Origin of the sequence: Actibacterium naphthalenivorans, from assembly GCF_014196965.1 — a bacterium.
Classification (GTDB): Bacteria; Pseudomonadota; Alphaproteobacteria; order Rhodobacterales; family Rhodobacteraceae; genus Actibacterium_A; species Actibacterium_A naphthalenivorans.
Map to the genome: position 1 here is coordinate 176,966 of NZ_JACIEQ010000004.1, position 17,089 is coordinate 194,054.

The following is a 17,089-nucleotide window of genomic DNA, read 5'->3' on the forward strand; positions in this document are numbered from 1 at the left end:
CCTTCGCATTCAAAGGCAGCATGAAATGGCAGAGCTTTCGGCATCGACCGGCCCCGGCGTGATGGACACGCGCGCGCAATACATGGCGATGATCCGCCGCAAACGGATGTATGGCGGCCTGATGCTTTCGATTTTCACGCTGTTGATGGTGTCGGGCTTCATACTGGCCGACGAACGCAACGCCGGCGGGTTCTGGGACGGCATCCTGAACATCTTCGATTTCCCGTCCGAAGTGGTATCCGAGGCCTGGTCCAAGATCGACCTTCTGCCCGGCCATCTCGTGACCTTCTTCCCGGCGCTGGTCGAAACCATCAACATCGCCGCGGTCTCCAGCCTGCTGGGCGCGGCCGTCGGCATGGTCCTGTCGCTTCTGTCGACCCGCGGCCTGGCGCGGTTCCCGCGCCTGATCCCGCTGTTTCGCCGGATCATGGATATCATGCGCGCCATCCCCGAGATCGTGATCGCGCTGGTACTGATCTTCATCCTCGGCGGCGGCCCTGTGCCCGCCATGATCGCCATCGCGTTTCATACCGCCGGCGCCCTGGGCAAGCTTTTCTCCGAGGTCAATGAAAACGCCGATCTCAAGCCCGTCGAGGGGCTGCAATCGGTCGGCGCCAGCTGGGCACAGCGCATGTGGCTCGGGGTGATCCCGCAGGTCGCGCCCAACTACCTCAGCTATGCGCTGCTGCGGTTCGAGATCAACATCCGCGCCTCCGCAATCCTAGGCTTCGTCGGCGCCGGCGGCATCGGCTATGAGCTGAAGAACGCGATGAGCTGGGGCCAGGGCAAGTTCGACGAGGCCGCGGCGATCTTCATCCTGCTGTTCCTGTCGATCGTTTTCTTCGATCAGCTCTCCAGCCACTTCCGCAACCGGCTGACAAGCGGAGGTCCTGCATGAACACCATCGCGCTCAAGGCCGAGGCCGACCAGATATTCACCCGCAAGCGCCTGACGAATTTCGGCCTGCCGGCGGTGGTGCTGGCCTATCTGGCCTATATCTTCTTCGCCTTCGATATCCCCGGCCTGGCCGAACGCGCCCGGATGGACAATGCCCGCACTCTGGTCGCCGACAGCTACAGCTACAAAACCCACGTGACGCGCGACAACCGGTCCGGCGCGGTCACGGTGTCGATCGAGGGCGAGCGCAAGGGCAACTACCCCGAAGGGCAGACGCCCGCCTGGGTGACGGTGAACGACGGCACAACCCTGATCGATCTGGGCGACGGGCATCTGGTGAACTTCCACGCCGACGGCGGCATGGACTACACCATCCCCGACTTCGGGCTGATCACCGCCCGCCCGACCACCGGCGGGGTGGAAACCAACCTCGATCCCGCCGCGGTGCCCGACTGGATCAACCTGTCGAAGAACCGCCTTGCCATCACCACCGGGGCAGGGCGCGTCAGCGTCACCCGCAACCGGACCGAGGTCTTCCGCTACTTCCCGGGTTGGGAGCTCTTCTTCTTCACCCTCGACAGCCCGTTCCACGGCCGCTCGCCACTCGATCTGGCCGGGCTCGCCCTGTCGTCCGACCGGGTAGAGCCCGCCCGTTCCAACCTCTCCGCGATCGTCGATGATTTCTGGAACAATGCCATGTGGCGTCACGGCGATGTCGCCTGGGCCCTGTTCGAAACCATCCTGATGGCCTTCCTCGGCACGATGGGGGCGGCGATGGTTGCGCTGCCGATGGCCTTCATGGCGGCAAAGAACTTCACCCCGGTGCTGACCGTGCGTTTCGGCATCCGCCGGCTGTTCGACTTCGTGCGCGGGGTCGACGGGCTGATCTGGACGATCATCCTCTCCCGTGCCTTCGGCCCCGGCCCGATGACGGGGGCGCTGGCGATCCTGGTCACCGATACCGGCAGCTTCGGCAAGATGTTCTCCGAGGCGCTGGAAAACGTCGACGGCAAACAGATCGAGGGCGTGCAATCCACCGGGGCCAAACCGCTGCAACGCTACCGCTTCGGGGTGATCCCGCAAATCACCCCGGTGCTGCTCAGCCAGGTGCTCTACTATCTGGAATCCAACACCCGCAGCGCGACCATCATCGGTGCGATCACCGGCGGCGGCATCGGCCTGCTGCTGACACAGGCGATCATCACCCAGAAAGACTGGGAAGAGGTCACCTATTACATCGTGCTTGTCATCCTCATGGTGATGATGATGGATTGGCTGTCCGGGCTGCTGCGCCGCCGCCTGATCCGCGGCGATGAAAGCGGCCACTGATCCGCCTCATCTTTCCGGAAATATCCCCGCCGGAGGCAAGAAAGTCTCCGGCGCCACGAAAGCCACGCCATGCCCCGCCTGAATGAACATACGCCCTATCTTCACCCCGATTGCGACGTGGTCGACAGCACCTTCGGAAAATTCGTCGAAATCGGCCGCGGCTCGCGCGTGGCCCGCTCGGAGTTCGGCGATTACTCCTATTGCGACCGCTACGCCGACATCGCCAATACGACGATCGGCAAATTCGCCAATATCGCCAGCTTCACCCGCATCGGCCCGACCGACCACCCGATGCACCGCGCCTCGCTGCATCATTTCCTCTACCGATCCGCCGACTACTGGGACGATGCCGAAGCCGATGCCGCGTTCTTCGATCACCGGCGTTCGCGCCGCGCGGAGATCGGCCATGACACCTGGATCGGGCATGGCGCGATCATCCGCCCCGAGGTAACCATCGGCCATGGCGCCGTTGTCGCCGCCGGGGCGGTGGTGACAAAGGATGTCGCGCCTTACATGATCGTCGCCGGCCTCCCGGCCACGCCGCTGCGCGAACGATTTCCCGGCCCGGTCGCGGACCGGCTGATGGCGCTGGCCTGGTGGGATTGGTCGCATGACCGGCTGCGCGCCGCGCTGCATGATTTCCGCAGCCTCGCGATAGAGGCGTTCCTCGAGAGATATGGCGGCTGAGGCGCGGAAAAAGGGGGCGGTCATCGACCACCCCCGGCACTGATGAAAAGGATTTGTGATGAAATCCGCGCTGCCGCCCGCAGCGGCATATTCATTTACACCCCAAAACTGCGCCCGCGATGTAACGCCCGCTTGAAACTCCGGCGAAGGTTTTCTGTCGCGGCGCAGGGCCCGCGCCAAACGAAAACGGGCGGCCCCGGGGCCGCCCGCCGAAAATCCGCGCCGGTGGCGGGGATCAGTTCAGGCCCATGCAGCTTGCATAATAGCTGACGGTCGCCGGCCAGTCGCTGAACACGCCCTCGACACCCACGTCCTGCGCCAGCACGTCGAGAATTTCGAAGTAATCCGCATCATTGTCGACGGTATCGGCCACCGACTGGAAGTACCAGCCGCCGCCGGTGCCCAGCGGGCCAGAGCGTTCCAGTGTCCAGGTGATGATCTTCAGGCCGGCCGCCTTGGCCTGCGTGGCATAGGGCGAGGGCACCATCTTGCCGTCTTCCAGGGTCACGAGCATCCACATCGGCGGCGCGATGTATTTCACGCCCATATCCGCCAGGTCCTGCATCGAGGGCTGAAAGGTTTCGGGCTTCTGCGGGTCGAGCAGGCCGCCGTCACCTTCCACGGCTTCATAACGGTCATCCAGATAAACCGCCTGCGCGCCGAACTGGGGCTCGTGCTCGATCCAGTACAGGATGTCCTGCAGGTTGAAGCTCTGGGCCCAGACGTCAGAGGCCGGAACGCCGGCGGCCTTGTATTCGTCGATCATCTTCTGGGCATAGTCGGCCTGTGTGAAGCCGTCATAGGGCATCTCGACCGAGGCGGATTTCAGCTCGGGGGTGAACTTCACGCCCAGATCCTTGAACAGCGCGATCGATTCGGCGTGGGTCATGACGGTGCCACCCTGAACCGCGTAAAGATCGGTGCGCCAGGGGGCGGTGGCGTTCATGTATTCCTCGGCCGTGGTCGCGGCCTTGTTGCCCGCATCCATCTTGCCGCTCAGGCTCTGGAACTCGGCCAGCGTCAGGTCGGAGGCGCGGCATTCCACCGTGGCGCTGTCGTCGCCCGCGGCGGGGGTAAAGGGGGTGGTGCATTTCTCGGCCAGATCCGTGGCCAGGATGTTGGTGGTGGTGTGCAGGTCGTTCTGCGCGTGGCGGCAGACCAGCTCCTTGTCGGCGGTGAAGGTCACGTCGCATTCGACGATGCCGGCGCCCATCCGCGCGGCGGCGCGATAGCTTTCCTTTGTATGTTCGGGGAACATCATCGCGGCGCCGCGGTGGCCGATGGAAAACAGGGTGCGCTTGACCGGCGCATCGGCGCAGGCGGCAAGCTTGTCCTTCAGCGCGCCGTCTTCCATGCGGTCGATCAGGTAATAGGGGCGGGGGCCGACCTCGACCTCGGCGGCGCCGGCGGCAGTGGCGCCGAAAGCGGCGAGAATGGCGATCAGACTGGAGCTTTTGGAAAGCATGATGTTCCCTCGGGTGGTTGATGAAGACCCGGAACCATTGACGAAATTACATGACGAGTTGTTGACCCGCATGTAACGCCCGTCTGAAGCTTTTATTCCGCTGCCATGTTCAGCGCGGTGATGCGCCCGGAAAAGCGGTGCGCGGCCTCGCCCGACAGAAAGCTGAGCCTGCCGCCGGCGATTGTCATCTCGATCCGGCGGGTCTGTCGGTTGATCACGCACAGATCGGCGCGCTTGCCGAAATCGAGCCGCCCGCGATCGGGCAGCCGCAGGATTTCCGCCGGTTTCTGCGAGATCATCGCCCAGGCGGCGGGCAGCCCCATCACCCCTTCATCGACCAGCCGCCACGCGGCGCCGGCCAGCGCGGGGTAGTAGTAATCGGATACCAGCGCATCGCACAGGCCCTGATGGATCAGGTCCATCGCCGCGATATTCCCCGATTGCGATCCGCCGCGCATCACGTTGGGCGCGCCCATCAACACCGGGTCGTTCATCGCCTTGGCCGCCGCCGCAGCCTTGCGCGAGGTCGGGAATTCGGCGATGCGGGCGCCGATCATCGAATAACGCTCGCGGGTTTCACCGTCCGGATCGTCATGCGAGCCATAAAGCACGCCCATCTCGTCAAAGGCTTCGGCCAGGCTGCACAGATGGCGCGGCACTTCGCGGGCGCGGGCCAGCGCGCCGTTGACCAGGGTCATGTGCTCATCCGGGGTGCGCCCGGCCTGACGGGCCCAGTGATAGATCACCTCGGGCCGTTCGCGGGCATGATCGACCGCTTCTTCCAGATGGTTGTTGAACACCACATAGTCGATGCCGTGCCGCCGGATCGCCGCCAGCAGGCGCGGGCCGCTGTCGACCAGATGGGTTTCGCAGCGCACCTGAAGGCGCAGATCGGTCAGGGCGTGGTTGCGATAGGCGCTCAGCGCGGCCATGATCTCTTCGGCGCGCTCGGGGCCGCGATGGCCGCCTTCCCAGGACCAGCTTTGCGCCAGCCACGCGGTTGTCACGCCATTGGCGGCGGCGTCACGGTCGGTACTGGCCAGCCCGGTCGGCAAGTCGAACGGGGCCGAGGGGCGCGGCGCGATGTGGCGCTCGAACGCGTCGCCATGCAGGTCGATGATGCCGGGCAGGATCAGGTATCCCGAAAGATCCACCTCGGGCAGGGGGCCTTTCGTGATCCGACCATCCGCGATCGCGAGCGAGCGCTGCTGCAACTCGCCGTCACGAAGGATGGTTGCGCCGGTAAAGCGCAAGGGATGAAGAACCTGCGGCATAAGTCTGCTCGTCAATTGGGTTTTGCCTGTGGATAACCCGAATCTGTATCGCGGATGTGACAGGAAACAGCGGTATTCCGACTATTCGGGGGTGATCGTCAGGCTGATCCGGTCGCCGGCGAACCAGGTGTGGCCATATTCCACTGGTTGATCATGCTCATCCACGTTCACGTTTATGGTGCGGAGAATCGGCGCGCCCTCGGAAATCCGCAGGTGCAGGGCCTGTGTGGCCGTGGCCAGTTTGGCGGTCAGCCGGGTCGAGGCGCGGGTGTAATCGGCCAGCCCTTCGCGGGCCAGCGCCGCCGTGACCGAATGGGTTTCTTCCAGCGCCGACAGCAGGCCGGGAAAGCGGGCGGCGGGAAACACGCTGCGCGACAGGGCCAAGGGCGCGCCATCGGCAAGCGAGATGCCTTCGTACACATGCACCTCGCTGTTTTCCGGCAGGTTCAGCGCCTCTGCCTCGCGGCTGTCGGCCAGGCGCGTTTCCAGGCGAAGGATCTGTTTTTCAGGGGTTTGCCCGGCCGCCTTCAGGTTCTGGTGGAACCGCACCCGCCGGCCGATCGGGTAATCTGTGGGCTTGGCCGCCACGAACACGCCGGCGCCGCGGCGGGCGTGTATCATCCCGCGCTCGCCCATGTCGGCCAGTGCCCGGCGCACCGTGTGCCGGTTGACGCCGAACCGCTGGGCCAGCTCCGCCTCGGAAGGCAGCTTGTCACCGGGGCGATAGTGGCCTTCGCCGATTTCCGTGGTCAGCGACGCGGCGATGGATTTCCAGATCGGGGTGCGGGCCATTCTGTCACCAAATATTCATATGACTTTGCTTGCGCGACTCGATCGTCGTGCGTAATAACTTGTCTAGTTGTATAGAAATATAGACAAATCGGCAAGCTGTCTAACATGAAAAAAATCGACACACGGCAAGGCTGGATGGGCCTTTTGGCGAAGGCCCCGGCAGAGGCGGTCGGGCGGTACTGGGCGGCGCTGGGGATGGCGCCCGCCTTTACCTGGCTGCGCACGCCCGAGATCGGCGGCGTGATGGTGCGCGGCCGCATGGGCGGCACCGGCGCGCCCTTCAACATGGGCGAGATGACGGTGACCCGCTGCGCGCTGCGGCTGGAGCAGGGCGGGGCCATCGGCCATGCCTATGTGCAGGGGCGCGACAAGGCCAAGGCCGAGCAGGCGGCGCTGCTGGACGCGCTGATGCAGACAGGTGACGCCGACAGCGTGCGCGTGGGGGTGCTGGAGCCTTTGGCGGCGGAGATGGAGGCCGTGGCCGCGACCCGCGCCGCCAAGGCCGCCGCCACCAAGGTTGATTTCTTCACAATGGTCCGCGGAGAGGATTGAGCGATGCAAGGCAATGCCCTGACCGGCGGTTTCGAAAACGCCCCGATCGACGCGGCCCATGCGTTCCGCGCGGCGCTGAACGCGATGGCCCGGCCCGGCCGGATCTACACGATCACCGGCGCCACGCCGCCCGCGCCCCTGTCGAAGGCGGCCGGCACGCTGTTGCTGACGCTGGCGGATGCGGAAACGCCGGTCTATCTGGCCCCGTCGCATGATCTGCCCGAGCTGCGCGACTGGCTGACCTTTCACACCGGCGCGCCGCTCTGCGGCCCGCAGGAGGCGGTATTCGCGGTGGGCGGCTGGTCGGCGCTGCAGCCGCTGAAGGCCTACCGGATCGGCGAGCCGGAATACCCCGATCGCTCGGCCACGCTGATCGTGGAAGTGGGAGTGCTCTGCAAGGATGCGGGCGCCACCCTGACAGGGCCGGGGATCGAGGTGTCGGAAACGCTGCGCCTGCCCAAGGTCACCGCGTTTCAGAACAATGCGGCGCTCTTCCCGCTGGGGCTCGATTTCTATTTCACCGCCGGCGATGAGCTGGCCGCGCTGCCGCGTACCACGAAGGTGACCGCAACCGCGGAAAACAGCGAAATGGGGGCCGTCTGATGTATGTTGCCGTCAAGGGGGGCGAACGCGCCATCGACAACGCCCATGCCTGGCTTGCCGAAGAGCGGCGCGGCGACACATCCGTGGCCGAGCTTTCGGTCGCGCAGATCCGCGAGCAGCTGGCGCTGGCGGTCAACCGGGTGATGGCCGAAGGTTCGCTCTACGATCCCGATCTCGCGGCGCTGGCGATCAAACAGGCGCGCGGCGATCTGATCGAGGCGATCTTCCTGATCCGCGCCTATCGCACGACGCTGCCGCGTATCGGCAATTCCAACCCGGTGGATACCGGCGCGATGGCCTGTGACCGCCGCATCTCGGCCACCTTCAAGGATGCGCCGGGGGGGCAGGTTCTGGGGCCGACCTTCGATTACACCCACCGGCTGCTGGATTTCAAACTGGCCGCCGATGGCGAGGCGCCCGAGGCACCGCAGGCCACGCCCGGAAATGCGGACGTGCCACATATCACCAGCTTTCTGAATCGTGACGGGTTGATCCAGACCGAAGAGCCCGGCGACGAAACGCCGCCCGACCTGACCCGCGCGCCGCTGGAATTTCCCGCCAGCCGCGCCCTGCGCCTGCAGTCGCTGACGCGCGGGGACGAGGGGTTCGTTCTGTCGATGGCCTATTCCACACAGCGCGGCTATGGCCGCAACCACCCGTTCGTGGGCGAGCTTCGGGTGGGCCGCGTGGCGGTGGAGATGGAGATCCCCGAGCTGGGCTTTGCCATCGAGATCGGCGAGGTGCAGATGACCGAATGCGAGACGGTCAACCAGTTCACGGGCTCAAAGACCGAGCCGCCGCAGTTCACCCGGGGCTACGGGCTGACCTTCGGCCATGCCGAGCGCAAGGCCATTTCCATGGCGCTGGTCGACCGGGCGTTGCGGTGGCAGGAACTGGGCGAGGACAATATCGGCGCGCCCGCCCAGAACGAGGAATTCGTGCTGAGCCATTCCGACAATATTCAGGCCACGGGGTTTCTGGAGCATATCAAGCTGCCCCATTACGTGGATTTTCAGTCGGAACTGGAACTGGTGCGCAAGCTGCGGGCCGAAGTGGCCGCGTCGGCCAAACGGGACGCGGCGGAATGAGCCGCCTATTCCGCCCCGGTATCCACCAGCCAGCCACCGGGGCCGGCGATGTCATCGGGCAGGAGCTGAACCATCGCGCCGCGGATCGTGGCAAGGGTCAGAAAGCTGATTGCCAGTTGATCAAAGGTGATGGTGGACAGCCATGCCATGTCGTGAACTCCGTTCCTGCTACGCGATCTGAATCGCAGGAAAAAAGGGCCTAAAAATGACGGAAAGCGGTCAATATAATTTTGCCTATCTCGATGAGCAGACAAAGCGGATGATCCGCCGCGCCTTGCTGAAGGCGCTGGCGGTTCCGGGCTATCAGGTGCCCTTTGCCAGCCGCGAAATGCCGATGCCCTATGGCTGGGGCACGGGCGGTGTGCAGGTTTCGGCGGCCTGCCTGACCCCCGACGACACGTTCAAGGTGATCGATCAGGGCGCCGACGACACCACCAACGCGGTATCGATCCGCAAGTTCTTTCAGCACACGGCCGGGGTGAACGTCACCGAGCATACCGCCGAGGCCACCGTGATCCAGACCCGCCACCGCATCCCCGAGCAGGCGTTGGGCGAGGATCAGATCCTCGTCTATCAGGTGCCGATCCCCGAACCGCTGCGCTATCTCGAGCCGCGCGAGACTGAGACTCGCAAGATGCATGCGTTGCAGGAATACGGGCTGATGCATGTGAAGCTCTACGAGGATATCGCGCGGCACGGCTCCATCGCCACCTCCTATGCCTATCCGGTGAAGGTCGAGGAGCGCTATGTGATGGATCCGTCACCGATCCCGAAATTCGACAATCCGAAGCTGGAAATGGCGGGGATTCAGCTGTTCGGCGCCGGGCGCGAGCAGCGGATCTATGCCGTGCCGCCCTATACCCGCGTCGTCAGCCTGGATTTCGAGGATTACCCGTTCGAAGCGTCGAAGGCCGATCATCCCTGCGGGCTTTGCGGCGCGGAAGATACCTATCTGGACGAGGTGATCATGGATGACGAGGGCGGGCGGATGTTCGTCTGCTCCGACACCGATTACTGCGCCAGCCGCCGCGCCGCCGGCCACGTGGGCGCCATGGGCGTGCCTGTCGGGGAGGACGCGGCATGAGCGGAATCGGAAAAATCTTCCCGAAGATTTTTCAGCCGAAAATTTTTCGGGAAAAATTTTCATCAGCCGGGATCGGAGATCTGCGATGACACCGCTTCTGAAAGTACAGAACATCACGAAAACCTATGGCGCGCGGATCGGCTGCGCCGATGTGTCGTTCGATCTCTATCCGGGCGAGGTGATGGGGATCGTCGGCGAAAGCGGCTCGGGCAAATCGACGCTGCTGAACTGCATGGCCGGGCACCTGACGCCCGACAGTGGCGAGGTCTTGTTCGATACCCGCACCGAGGGGCTGAAAGACACCGTGAAGATGAACGAGCCCGAGCGGCGGATGCTGTCGCGCACCGATTGGGCCTTCGTGCATCAGAACCCGCGTGACGGGCTGCGCATGGGTGTCAGCGCGGGCGGCAATGTCGGCGAGCGGTTGATGGCCGTGGGCGCGCGGCATTACGGCAATATCCGCGAGAGCGCGCTGGACTGGCTGGGCCGGGTGGAAATCGCGGGCGACCGTATCGATGACAGGCCGTCGGCGTTTTCGGGGGGCATGCAGCAGCGGCTGCAGATCGCGCGCAACCTGGTGACCGGGCCGCGGCTGGTGTTCATGGATGAACCCACCGGCGGGCTGGATGTCAGCGTGCAGGCGCGGCTGCTGGATCTGCTGCGCGGGCTGGTGCGGCAAATGGGGCTTTCGGCGATCATCGTCACCCATGATCTTGCCGTGGTGCGGCTTCTGGCGGATCGTCTGATGGTGATGAAATCGGGCCATGTGGTGGAAACCGGCCTGACCGATCAGGTGCTTGACGATCCGCAGCACGCCTATACCCAACTTCTGGTAAGTTCGGTGCTGCAGGTCTGAGCGGACCGCCGAACAACAGGAGTATGCCATGATCCGCGCCTTTGCCCATGAGAACGGACAGCTTGCCCAGCTTGAGGGCCCCGCGGTGCCGGACGCGGCGATCTGGGTCGACCTCGCCTTGCCCGACGCGCAGGAGATCGCGCTTGTCGCACAGCAGGTCGGTGTGCCCCTGCCGTCGCGCGCGGATATGGAAGAGATCGAGCTTTCCAGCCGGCTCTACCACGATCATGGCGCCGATTACCTGACAGTGATGGTGCCCGGCGCGATCGAGACGGATCACGCCACCGTCGCGCCCGTTACCTTTGTGGTGATGCCCGGGCGGATCGTCACCCTGCGCCATCACGCGCCCCGGCCGTTCGATACCTTCCCGGCCCATGCCGGCAAGACCACCTTCGGCTGCGCCGGCAGCGATGCGGTGCTTCTGGGCCTGTTCGAAGAGATCATCGACCGTATCGCCGATATTCTGGAGCTGATCAGCGGCGAGCTGGAACAGCTCTCGCGCCGGGTGTTCGACGGCGATGCCACCGGCACGGGCGGGCCCGGCGCGCTGCAAAGCACGCTGGCGGCGATCGGGCGCAAGGGCGATCTGGTGGGCGATATCCGCTTGTCGCTGCTGACGCTGGAGCGGGCACTGGCCTATCTGGGGCCGACCCTCGCGCGGCGTGACAGCCCCGCCGCCATCGTCATGGCGCTGGACATCGGCGCGCGCGATATCCGGTCGCTGAACGAACATTCGGGGTTCCTGTCGCAAAAGGCCAGCCTGATGCTCGAGGCGACGCTGGGCATGATCAACATCGAGCAGAACGCGACCATCAAGATCTTCTCGGTGGTGGCGGTGGTGTTCATGCCGCCGACTCTGATCGCCTCGATCTACGGAATGAACTTTGGCCGAATGCCCGAGCTTGGCTGGGATTTCGGTTACCCGCTCGCCCTTGTGGCCATGGCCGTTTCGGCGGTGATGCCCTATTTCTATTTCAAGCGCCGCGGCTGGCTCTAGCCCCGCCCGCGCAAGCCCGGAGACCCTCATGATCGCCATCGAAAATCTCTGCAAATCCTTCACGCTGCACAATCAGGGCAGCGCGGTGATCCCGGTGATGTCCGGGGCGCATTTCACGGTCGAGCCGGGCGAATGCGTGGCGCTGGTCGGGGCGTCGGGCGCGGGCAAGTCCACGCTGATGCGGATGATCTACGGCAATTACCTGGCGCAAAGCGGCCGCATTCTGGTAGGCGGGGTCGATGTGGCCCGGGCCGAACCGCGCGAGATTCTGGAGCTGCGGCGCCACACGCTGGGCTATGTCAGCCAGTTCCTGCGCGTCGTGCCGCGCGTGCCCACCGTCGAGGTGGTGGCCGAGCCGCTGCTGACCGTGGGCCGCGACAGGGACGCCGCGCTGGCCCATGCGCGCGGGTTGCTGGCCCGGCTGAACATCCCCGAACGGCTGTGGGCCCTGTCGCCCACCACCTTTTCGGGCGGCGAGCAGCAGCGGGTGAACATCGCGCGCGGTTTCGCCTACGACTACCCGGCGATGCTGCTGGACGAACCCACCGCCAGCCTTGACGCCACCAACCGCGAGGTGGTGCTGGGCCTGATCGAAGAGGCCAAGGCGCGCGGCGCCGCGATCGTCGGCATTTTCCATGACGAGGCGGCGCGCAAGCGGGTCTGCGACCGCGAGGTGGATGTATCCGTCTTCACCCCGCGGGCGGCGTGATGGCCGGGCGCCTGTTCGCCGTGGTCGGCCCCTCGGGCGCGGGCAAGGATACGCTGATGGCGGCGGTCAGCCAGCGGCGGCCCGATCTGCATCTCGTGCGCCGGGTCATCACCCGGCCGTCGGATGCGGGGGGCGAGGAGTTCGACGGCGTGACAGAGGCCGAATTCCTGCGGATGCGCGATGCCGGCGGTTTCGCCATCTGGTGGCAGGCGCACGGGCTTTTCTATGGTATCCCGGCCGGGATCGACGCGGTGCTGGCCGAAGGGCGCGATGTGGTGTTCAACGGCTCGCGCGGGGTGCTGCGCGCCGCGGCGCAGCGCTATCCCGGTCTGGTGGTGCTGCATGTCACCGCATCGGTGCCGACGCTGGCCGCGCGGCTGTCGGCGCGCGGGCGCGAAAGCGCCGCCGATATCGCCCGGCGGCTGGATCGGGCCTCTTACGCGCTGCCGGGCGGGCTCGATGTTCGCACGATCCACAATGATGGGACGCTCGCGGCGGCGGTGGACCAGATGCTGGGCGCGCTTCAGCCGGAAAGCGTATAGCGGTGCAGCAGGCGGAACCGTCCATCATCAGCCTCGGCGAACAGGCACAGGCTGTCGACCCGGAACGGCGCGGGCAGCAGCGGCGCCACGACCGGGGCCAGCGCGTCGATGGTGGCGCCGGCGTCCTCGTCCGACAGTTTGCCCGACAGGGTCATGTGGAAGCGGAACTCCTCCATCACATAGGGATAGCCCCAGCGTCTGAGCAGGGCGCGCTGGGTTTCGCTCAGGCTTTTGGGGTTGCGGCGGGCGATCTCGGCCTCGGTCAGGGGCGCGCGGAACCCGTCCAGCTCCATCACCGCCAGCGAGGCGAGCGAGGCCAGTTCCGTGGTCCGGCCCACCGGCGTCAGCGCCAGAAACTGGCCGATGCGCGACAGGCGCAGACCGTCGAGCGTTACCGGCTGCAGCCGTCGGGCGAGGGTTGCCGCCTCGGCATGCAGCTCTTCGCCGGTGGTGCCGTCGGCCAGGCGGAAGGGCGGCTTGATGGTGCCGTGGAACCCGTATTTGCGCGGGGTTTCGGTGATGTCGGCGGCGCGGCGGGGCAGGCCCGGCAGCGCCGGTGGCACCCGTTCCGTACCGGTGACGGGATCCCATCCCAGCCAGTCGGCCGCGAAATCGGCCAGCGGGCCCGGTTCGGGCGCGTAATATATGGCGTATCTGTTGTAACCGTTCATGCCCCGACCCATAAAATGCCCGCGCGACACGCGCATGACAGGCATCGCACGGCACCGACCCGACCTTCAAGGAGGCTTTCATGACCGACACCATTCTGGCCAATGCCACGCTGATCCTGCCCGGCGAGGTGGTGCAGGGTGCGGTGCGCCTGAGCGATGGCCATATCGCCCAGATCGATCAGGGTCGCGCAGTGCCCGCCGGCGCGATCGACTGCGGCGGCGACATGATCATGCCCGGCCTGATCGAACTGCACACCGACAATCTGGAGCGTCACATCCAGCCGCGCCCCAAGGTTGACTGGCCCCATGCCAGCGCCATCATCGCCCATGACGCCGAACTGGCGGGGGTGGGCATCACCACCGTGTTCGACGCGATGCGCGTGGGCTCGATCCCCAGCGGCAAGGGGCGCTATCTGGCCTATGCGCGCGGGCTGGCCAGCGAGCTGCTGGACCTGCGCGCGCGCGATGCGCTGCGGATCAGCCATTTCCTGCATCTGCGGGCCGAGGTCTGTTCGGAAACCCTGGTACAGGAGATGGCGGAGTTCGGGCCGGAGGATCGCGTGGGTATCGTCAGCCTGATGGATCACACGCCGGGGCAGCGGCAGTTCCGCGATATTTCCAAACTCAAGGCCTATGTGATGGGCAAGAACAACCTGACGGAGGATGAGTTCGCCGCCCATGTCGCCAACCTCAAGGAGATGCGCGACAGGCTGGGCGACCGGCATGAGGCCGCCGCGGTGGCCGAGGCGCGCCGCTATGGCGCGATCCTGGCCAGCCATGACGATACCACCGCCGCGCATGTCGATGTGTCGGCCGCGCATGGCATCCGGCTGGCCGAGTTTCCGACCACGGTCGAGGCGGCGCAGGCCTGCCGCGCGCACGGGATCGCGGTGATGATGGGCGCGCCGAACCTGATCCGTGGCGGATCGCATTCGGGCAATGTGGCGGCGGCGACGCTGGCCGAGATGGATCTGCTGGATATCGTGTCGTCCGATTACGTGCCCTCGGCGCTTTTGATGGCGGCGGTGATGCTGGGCGATCTGTGGGATGACATGGCGCGCGGCATCGCCACGGTGACCCGGGCACCGGCGGATGCCAGCGGGCTGCCCGACAGGGGCCGGATAGAGCCGGGCGCGCGCGCCGATCTGATCCGGGTGGCCCGTATCGATGGCACGCCGATGGTGCGCGAGACATGGGTGCAGGGGCGGCGGGTGGCCTGATCTGCACGTTTGGCGGGCAAAAGCCAGAATATTGTGCTTTGGTGACACTGTGCCGCGTTTTATTATGCTAAAGTTGTCTTAGGGTAAACAACTGTTGCGGGAATCGGGTCAGCCTTGGCCTGACGCGACGCCATTGGAGGTTCAGATTATGGCACAGACCGGAAAAACCACTATGTCCACCAAGACGCCGCTGTCGATATTCCCGGCGGGAGATACCGAAGGGTTTTCGGCGCTCAGCACATTCGGCACCTCCATCATGGAGAATATGGGGCGCTATGGCACTGAAGTTGTTGAGTTCATGAGCCTGCGCCTGCAAGAGGATTTCAAAACCCAGCACGAGCTGATGCAGTGCCGTGACATGTCGAAGCTGGCCGAGATCCAGTCGCGCTATCTGAAAACGGCGATGGATCAGTACAGTGCCGAGACCGGCAAGCTGATGAAAATGGGCACGGAGATTTTCGGCGACGCGTTCAAGAACGCCAAAAGCTGAGCTTGAAACACAGTTGCCTGCTGCCAGAAAACGCCCCCGATTCTGCGTCGGGGGCGATTTGGTATCCGGCGGGGCTCAGTCCGTTCCGATCTTCTTGAAGCTGACATGCGGCGCGGCCAGGTATTCGCGGCCCCGGAACATGCCCTGCCAATAGACCGGGGGCAGCATGCGTTCCTTCAGGAACCACGCCCGGCGCGAGGGTTTCTTGCCGTCGATGACCCATTCGGGGAAGCTGGGCAACAGCTTGCCGCCGTAGCCGAATTCCGCCAGCACGATCTTGCCGCGCTCCACCGTCAGCGGGCAGGAGCCATAGCCGTCATACTGCGCCACCAGTTCCTGACCGTCGAGCACGGCCAGCGCGTTGACGGCCACCACCGGCGCCTGTTTGCGCACGGCGGCGACGGTCTTGGCATTGGGGGTGGAGCAGCCGTCGCCCAGGCCGAAGACGTTGGGGAATTTCCGGTGTTGCAGCGTTGCCTGATCCACATCCACCCAGCCCGCGGCATCGGCCAGCGGCGAGGCCTTGATGAAGTCCAGCCCGGTCTGGGGCGGGCAGACATGCATCATGTCGAACTCTTTCTCGACAGTGCTCCTGGTCTCTCCATCGGTCACTTCGAAGGTCGCCACCTTGTTCTCGCCATCGACCTTGATCAGGTTGTGGAAGAATGAAAGCTGCGCGTTGTATTTGTGAACGTATTCCATCAGCGCGGGCACGTAATCGGGGACACCGAACAGCACGCCGCCGGCATTGCAGAACTCGACCTCGATATCCTTCAGTACCCCGGTGCGCAGCCAGTAATCCGATGACAGATACATCACCTTCTGCGGCGCGCCGGCGCATTTGATCGGCATCGGCGGCTGCGTGAACAGCGCTTTGCCCTTGCGCATCTGCTGCGTCAGCTCATAGGTGTAAGGCGCCAGATCGAAACGGTAATTCGACGTCACGCCATTCTTGCCCAGGGTTTCGGGCAGGCCCTGCACCGCCTCCCACGCCAGTTTCAGGCCGGGCGAAACCACCAGCACCTCATAGCCGTAGCGGGCGCCGTTCTCCAGCGTCACCTCATTGGTGTCGGGCAGGAAGCCGGCCACCGCGCCATGGATCCATTTCACCCCGTCGGGCAGCACGTCGCCCATCCGGCGTACCGTCTGGCTCTTGTCGAAGATGCCCGCGCCGACCAGCGTCCAGCCGGGCTGATAGTAATGCTCCTCGCGCGGCTCGATGATGGCCACGCTGGCATGCGGTCGGCGTTTGAGGATCGAGGCCGCCGTCGCGATCCCGCCGGCACCGCCGCCGACGATCAGCACGTCGAACCCTTCGGGCTGTGCCCGCTGCACATCCATGCCGAACCGCTGTTCCAGACGCGGGCGCAGCGCCGACAGATCGTACCCGGCCTGCGCCGTGGCCGACAGGATGGCGTCGGGCGACAGCATGTCGGCCCGCGCCAGCGCCCAGAGCGTGGATGACCGTGTGCCGGTGCGGCAATAGGCCAGAACCGGCCCCTTGCAGGTTTTCAGAACATCCTCGAACGCCCGCAGCGTGTCGTCAGAGATCATGCCGGGCTTGAAGGGCAGGAACCGGAATTCCACCCCCGCCGCGCGCGCGGCCTCGGCGATTTCCGAGGCGGGCGGCTGATCGTCGGCCTCGCCATCTGGGCGGTTGCAGACGATCGTCTTGTAACCGGCCTCTGCGGCAAGGGTGACATCGGATGGCTGGATCTGCGGCGATGCCGCGAAACTCGGGGCGATGGGTTTGATTTCCATGATGTCCTCCAAAAGAAGCCGGGCCGGCCGCGGGTTTTCCGAAACATATAGTAAGTTGAATGTTTCACAAGA

The 17,089-nt window shown here is 65.1% G+C and carries 19 protein-coding genes; 13 read left to right on the forward strand and 6 right to left on the reverse strand.

Annotation, left to right across the window (positions count from 1 at the left end; translation table 11 throughout):
- Positions 1–25 precede the first annotated feature (25 nt).
- The 3 genes from phnE (GGR17_RS14625) to GGR17_RS14635 all read left to right on the forward strand — a co-directional run bounded on the left by phnE (GGR17_RS14625) (position 26) and on the right by GGR17_RS14635 (position 2,913).
- Positions 26–898, forward strand: coding sequence for a phosphonate ABC transporter, permease protein PhnE (gene phnE / locus GGR17_RS14625; protein ID WP_054539252.1), 873 nt, complete (start codon positions 26–28; stop codon positions 896–898).
- On the forward strand, positions 895–2,226 hold the full coding sequence (gene phnE, locus GGR17_RS14630) for a phosphonate ABC transporter, permease protein PhnE (RefSeq protein WP_054539251.1): 1,332 nt from the start codon (positions 895–897) through the stop codon (positions 2,224–2,226). The genes phnE (GGR17_RS14625) and phnE (GGR17_RS14630) overlap by 4 nt, the downstream gene beginning before the upstream one ends.
- A 69-nt stretch (positions 2,227–2,295) precedes the next feature.
- Positions 2,296–2,913, forward strand: a complete 618-nt coding sequence (locus GGR17_RS14635) for an LbetaH domain-containing protein (RefSeq protein ID WP_054539250.1) — start codon at positions 2,296–2,298, stop codon at positions 2,911–2,913.
- A gap of 235 nt (positions 2,914–3,148) precedes the next feature.
- Here GGR17_RS14635 and GGR17_RS14640 read toward each other — a convergent pair whose 3' ends face one another.
- The 3 genes from GGR17_RS14640 to phnF form a co-directional block, all read right to left on the reverse strand.
- Positions 3,149–4,378, reverse strand: a complete 1,230-nt coding sequence (locus GGR17_RS14640; RefSeq protein WP_054539249.1) for a glycerophosphodiester phosphodiesterase family protein — start codon at positions 4,376–4,378, stop codon at positions 3,149–3,151.
- Between the two features lie 92 nt (positions 4,379–4,470).
- The gene (locus GGR17_RS14645) at positions 4,471–5,652 is read right to left on the reverse strand and encodes an alpha-D-ribose 1-methylphosphonate 5-triphosphate diphosphatase (protein WP_037208629.1); all 1,182 of its coding nucleotides are present in this window, start codon (positions 5,650–5,652) and stop codon (positions 4,471–4,473) included.
- Between the two features lie 81 nt (positions 5,653–5,733).
- Complete coding sequence (phnF, locus tag GGR17_RS14650; RefSeq protein ID WP_037208631.1) at positions 5,734–6,444, reverse strand: phosphonate metabolism transcriptional regulator PhnF; 711 nt, start codon at positions 6,442–6,444, stop codon at positions 5,734–5,736.
- 105 nt (positions 6,445–6,549) lie between these two features.
- Here phnF and phnG point away from each other — a divergent pair, with 105 nt between their 5' ends.
- The 3 genes from phnG to GGR17_RS14665 are packed head-to-tail and all read left to right on the forward strand — an operon-like array spanning position 6,550 to position 8,687.
- Complete coding sequence (phnG, locus tag GGR17_RS14655; RefSeq protein ID WP_054539248.1) at positions 6,550–6,996, forward strand: phosphonate C-P lyase system protein PhnG; 447 nt, start codon at positions 6,550–6,552, stop codon at positions 6,994–6,996.
- Between the two features lie 3 nt (positions 6,997–6,999).
- Positions 7,000–7,599 carry a phosphonate C-P lyase system protein PhnH gene (gene phnH / locus GGR17_RS14660; protein WP_054539247.1) on the forward strand — a complete coding sequence of 200 codons (600 nt, stop codon included), beginning with the start codon at positions 7,000–7,002 and terminating at the stop codon, positions 7,597–7,599.
- Complete coding sequence (locus tag GGR17_RS14665; RefSeq protein ID WP_054539246.1) at positions 7,599–8,687, forward strand: carbon-phosphorus lyase complex subunit PhnI; 1,089 nt, start codon at positions 7,599–7,601, stop codon at positions 8,685–8,687. Before phnH ends, GGR17_RS14665 begins: the two co-directional genes overlap by 1 nt.
- A gap of 5 nt (positions 8,688–8,692) precedes the next feature.
- Here the strand turns inward: GGR17_RS14665 and GGR17_RS14670 are convergent, their stop codons facing one another.
- Positions 8,693–8,836, reverse strand: a complete 144-nt coding sequence (locus GGR17_RS14670; RefSeq protein WP_157445573.1) for a hypothetical protein — start codon at positions 8,834–8,836, stop codon at positions 8,693–8,695.
- Between the two features lie 56 nt (positions 8,837–8,892).
- On the opposite strand from GGR17_RS14670, the gene GGR17_RS14675 reads away from it, so the two are divergent.
- The 5 genes from GGR17_RS14675 to phnN all read left to right on the forward strand — a co-directional run bounded on the left by GGR17_RS14675 (position 8,893) and on the right by phnN (position 12,875).
- A complete protein-coding gene (locus GGR17_RS14675; RefSeq protein ID WP_054539245.1) occupies positions 8,893–9,771 on the forward strand; it encodes an alpha-D-ribose 1-methylphosphonate 5-phosphate C-P-lyase PhnJ in 879 nt (292 codons plus the stop codon).
- 85 nt (positions 9,772–9,856) lie between these two features.
- On the forward strand, positions 9,857–10,627 hold the full coding sequence (phnK, locus tag GGR17_RS14680; protein ID WP_054539244.1) for a phosphonate C-P lyase system protein PhnK: 771 nt from the start codon (positions 9,857–9,859) through the stop codon (positions 10,625–10,627).
- A gap of 28 nt (positions 10,628–10,655) precedes the next feature.
- Positions 10,656–11,624 carry a magnesium transporter CorA family protein gene (locus GGR17_RS14685; RefSeq protein ID WP_054539243.1) on the forward strand — a complete coding sequence of 323 codons (969 nt, stop codon included), beginning with the start codon at positions 10,656–10,658 and terminating at the stop codon, positions 11,622–11,624.
- A 28-nt stretch (positions 11,625–11,652) separates the two neighbouring features.
- The gene (gene phnL / locus GGR17_RS14690; RefSeq protein ID WP_054539242.1) at positions 11,653–12,333 is read left to right on the forward strand and encodes a phosphonate C-P lyase system protein PhnL; all 681 of its coding nucleotides are present in this window, start codon (positions 11,653–11,655) and stop codon (positions 12,331–12,333) included.
- Positions 12,333–12,875, forward strand: a complete 543-nt coding sequence (gene phnN / locus GGR17_RS14695; protein ID WP_054539241.1) for a phosphonate metabolism protein/1,5-bisphosphokinase (PRPP-forming) PhnN — start codon at positions 12,333–12,335, stop codon at positions 12,873–12,875. The genes phnL and phnN overlap by 1 nt, the downstream gene beginning before the upstream one ends.
- On the opposite strand, the gene GGR17_RS14700 is transcribed toward phnN, so the two are convergent.
- The gene (locus tag GGR17_RS14700) at positions 12,857–13,546 is read right to left on the reverse strand and encodes a DUF1045 domain-containing protein (RefSeq protein WP_054540414.1); all 690 of its coding nucleotides are present in this window, start codon (positions 13,544–13,546) and stop codon (positions 12,857–12,859) included. The two genes, phnN and GGR17_RS14700, sit on opposite strands and share 19 nt — an antisense overlap.
- A gap of 80 nt (positions 13,547–13,626) precedes the next feature.
- On the opposite strand from GGR17_RS14700, the gene GGR17_RS14705 reads away from it, so the two are divergent.
- Together GGR17_RS14705 and GGR17_RS14710 are read left to right on the forward strand one after the other, a co-directional pair.
- On the forward strand, positions 13,627–14,766 hold the full coding sequence (locus tag GGR17_RS14705; RefSeq protein ID WP_054539240.1) for an alpha-D-ribose 1-methylphosphonate 5-triphosphate diphosphatase: 1,140 nt from the start codon (positions 13,627–13,629) through the stop codon (positions 14,764–14,766).
- Positions 14,767–14,938: 172 nt separating this feature from the next.
- Complete coding sequence (locus GGR17_RS14710) at positions 14,939–15,256, forward strand: phasin family protein (RefSeq protein ID WP_054539239.1); 318 nt, start codon at positions 14,939–14,941, stop codon at positions 15,254–15,256.
- 75 nt (positions 15,257–15,331) lie between these two features.
- Here the strand turns inward: GGR17_RS14710 and GGR17_RS14715 are convergent, their stop codons facing one another.
- Entirely contained in the window at positions 15,332–17,017 is a 1,686-nt protein-coding gene (locus GGR17_RS14715) for a bifunctional protein tyrosine phosphatase family protein/NAD(P)/FAD-dependent oxidoreductase (protein WP_054539238.1), read from the reverse strand.
- Positions 17,018–17,089 lie beyond the last annotated feature (72 nt).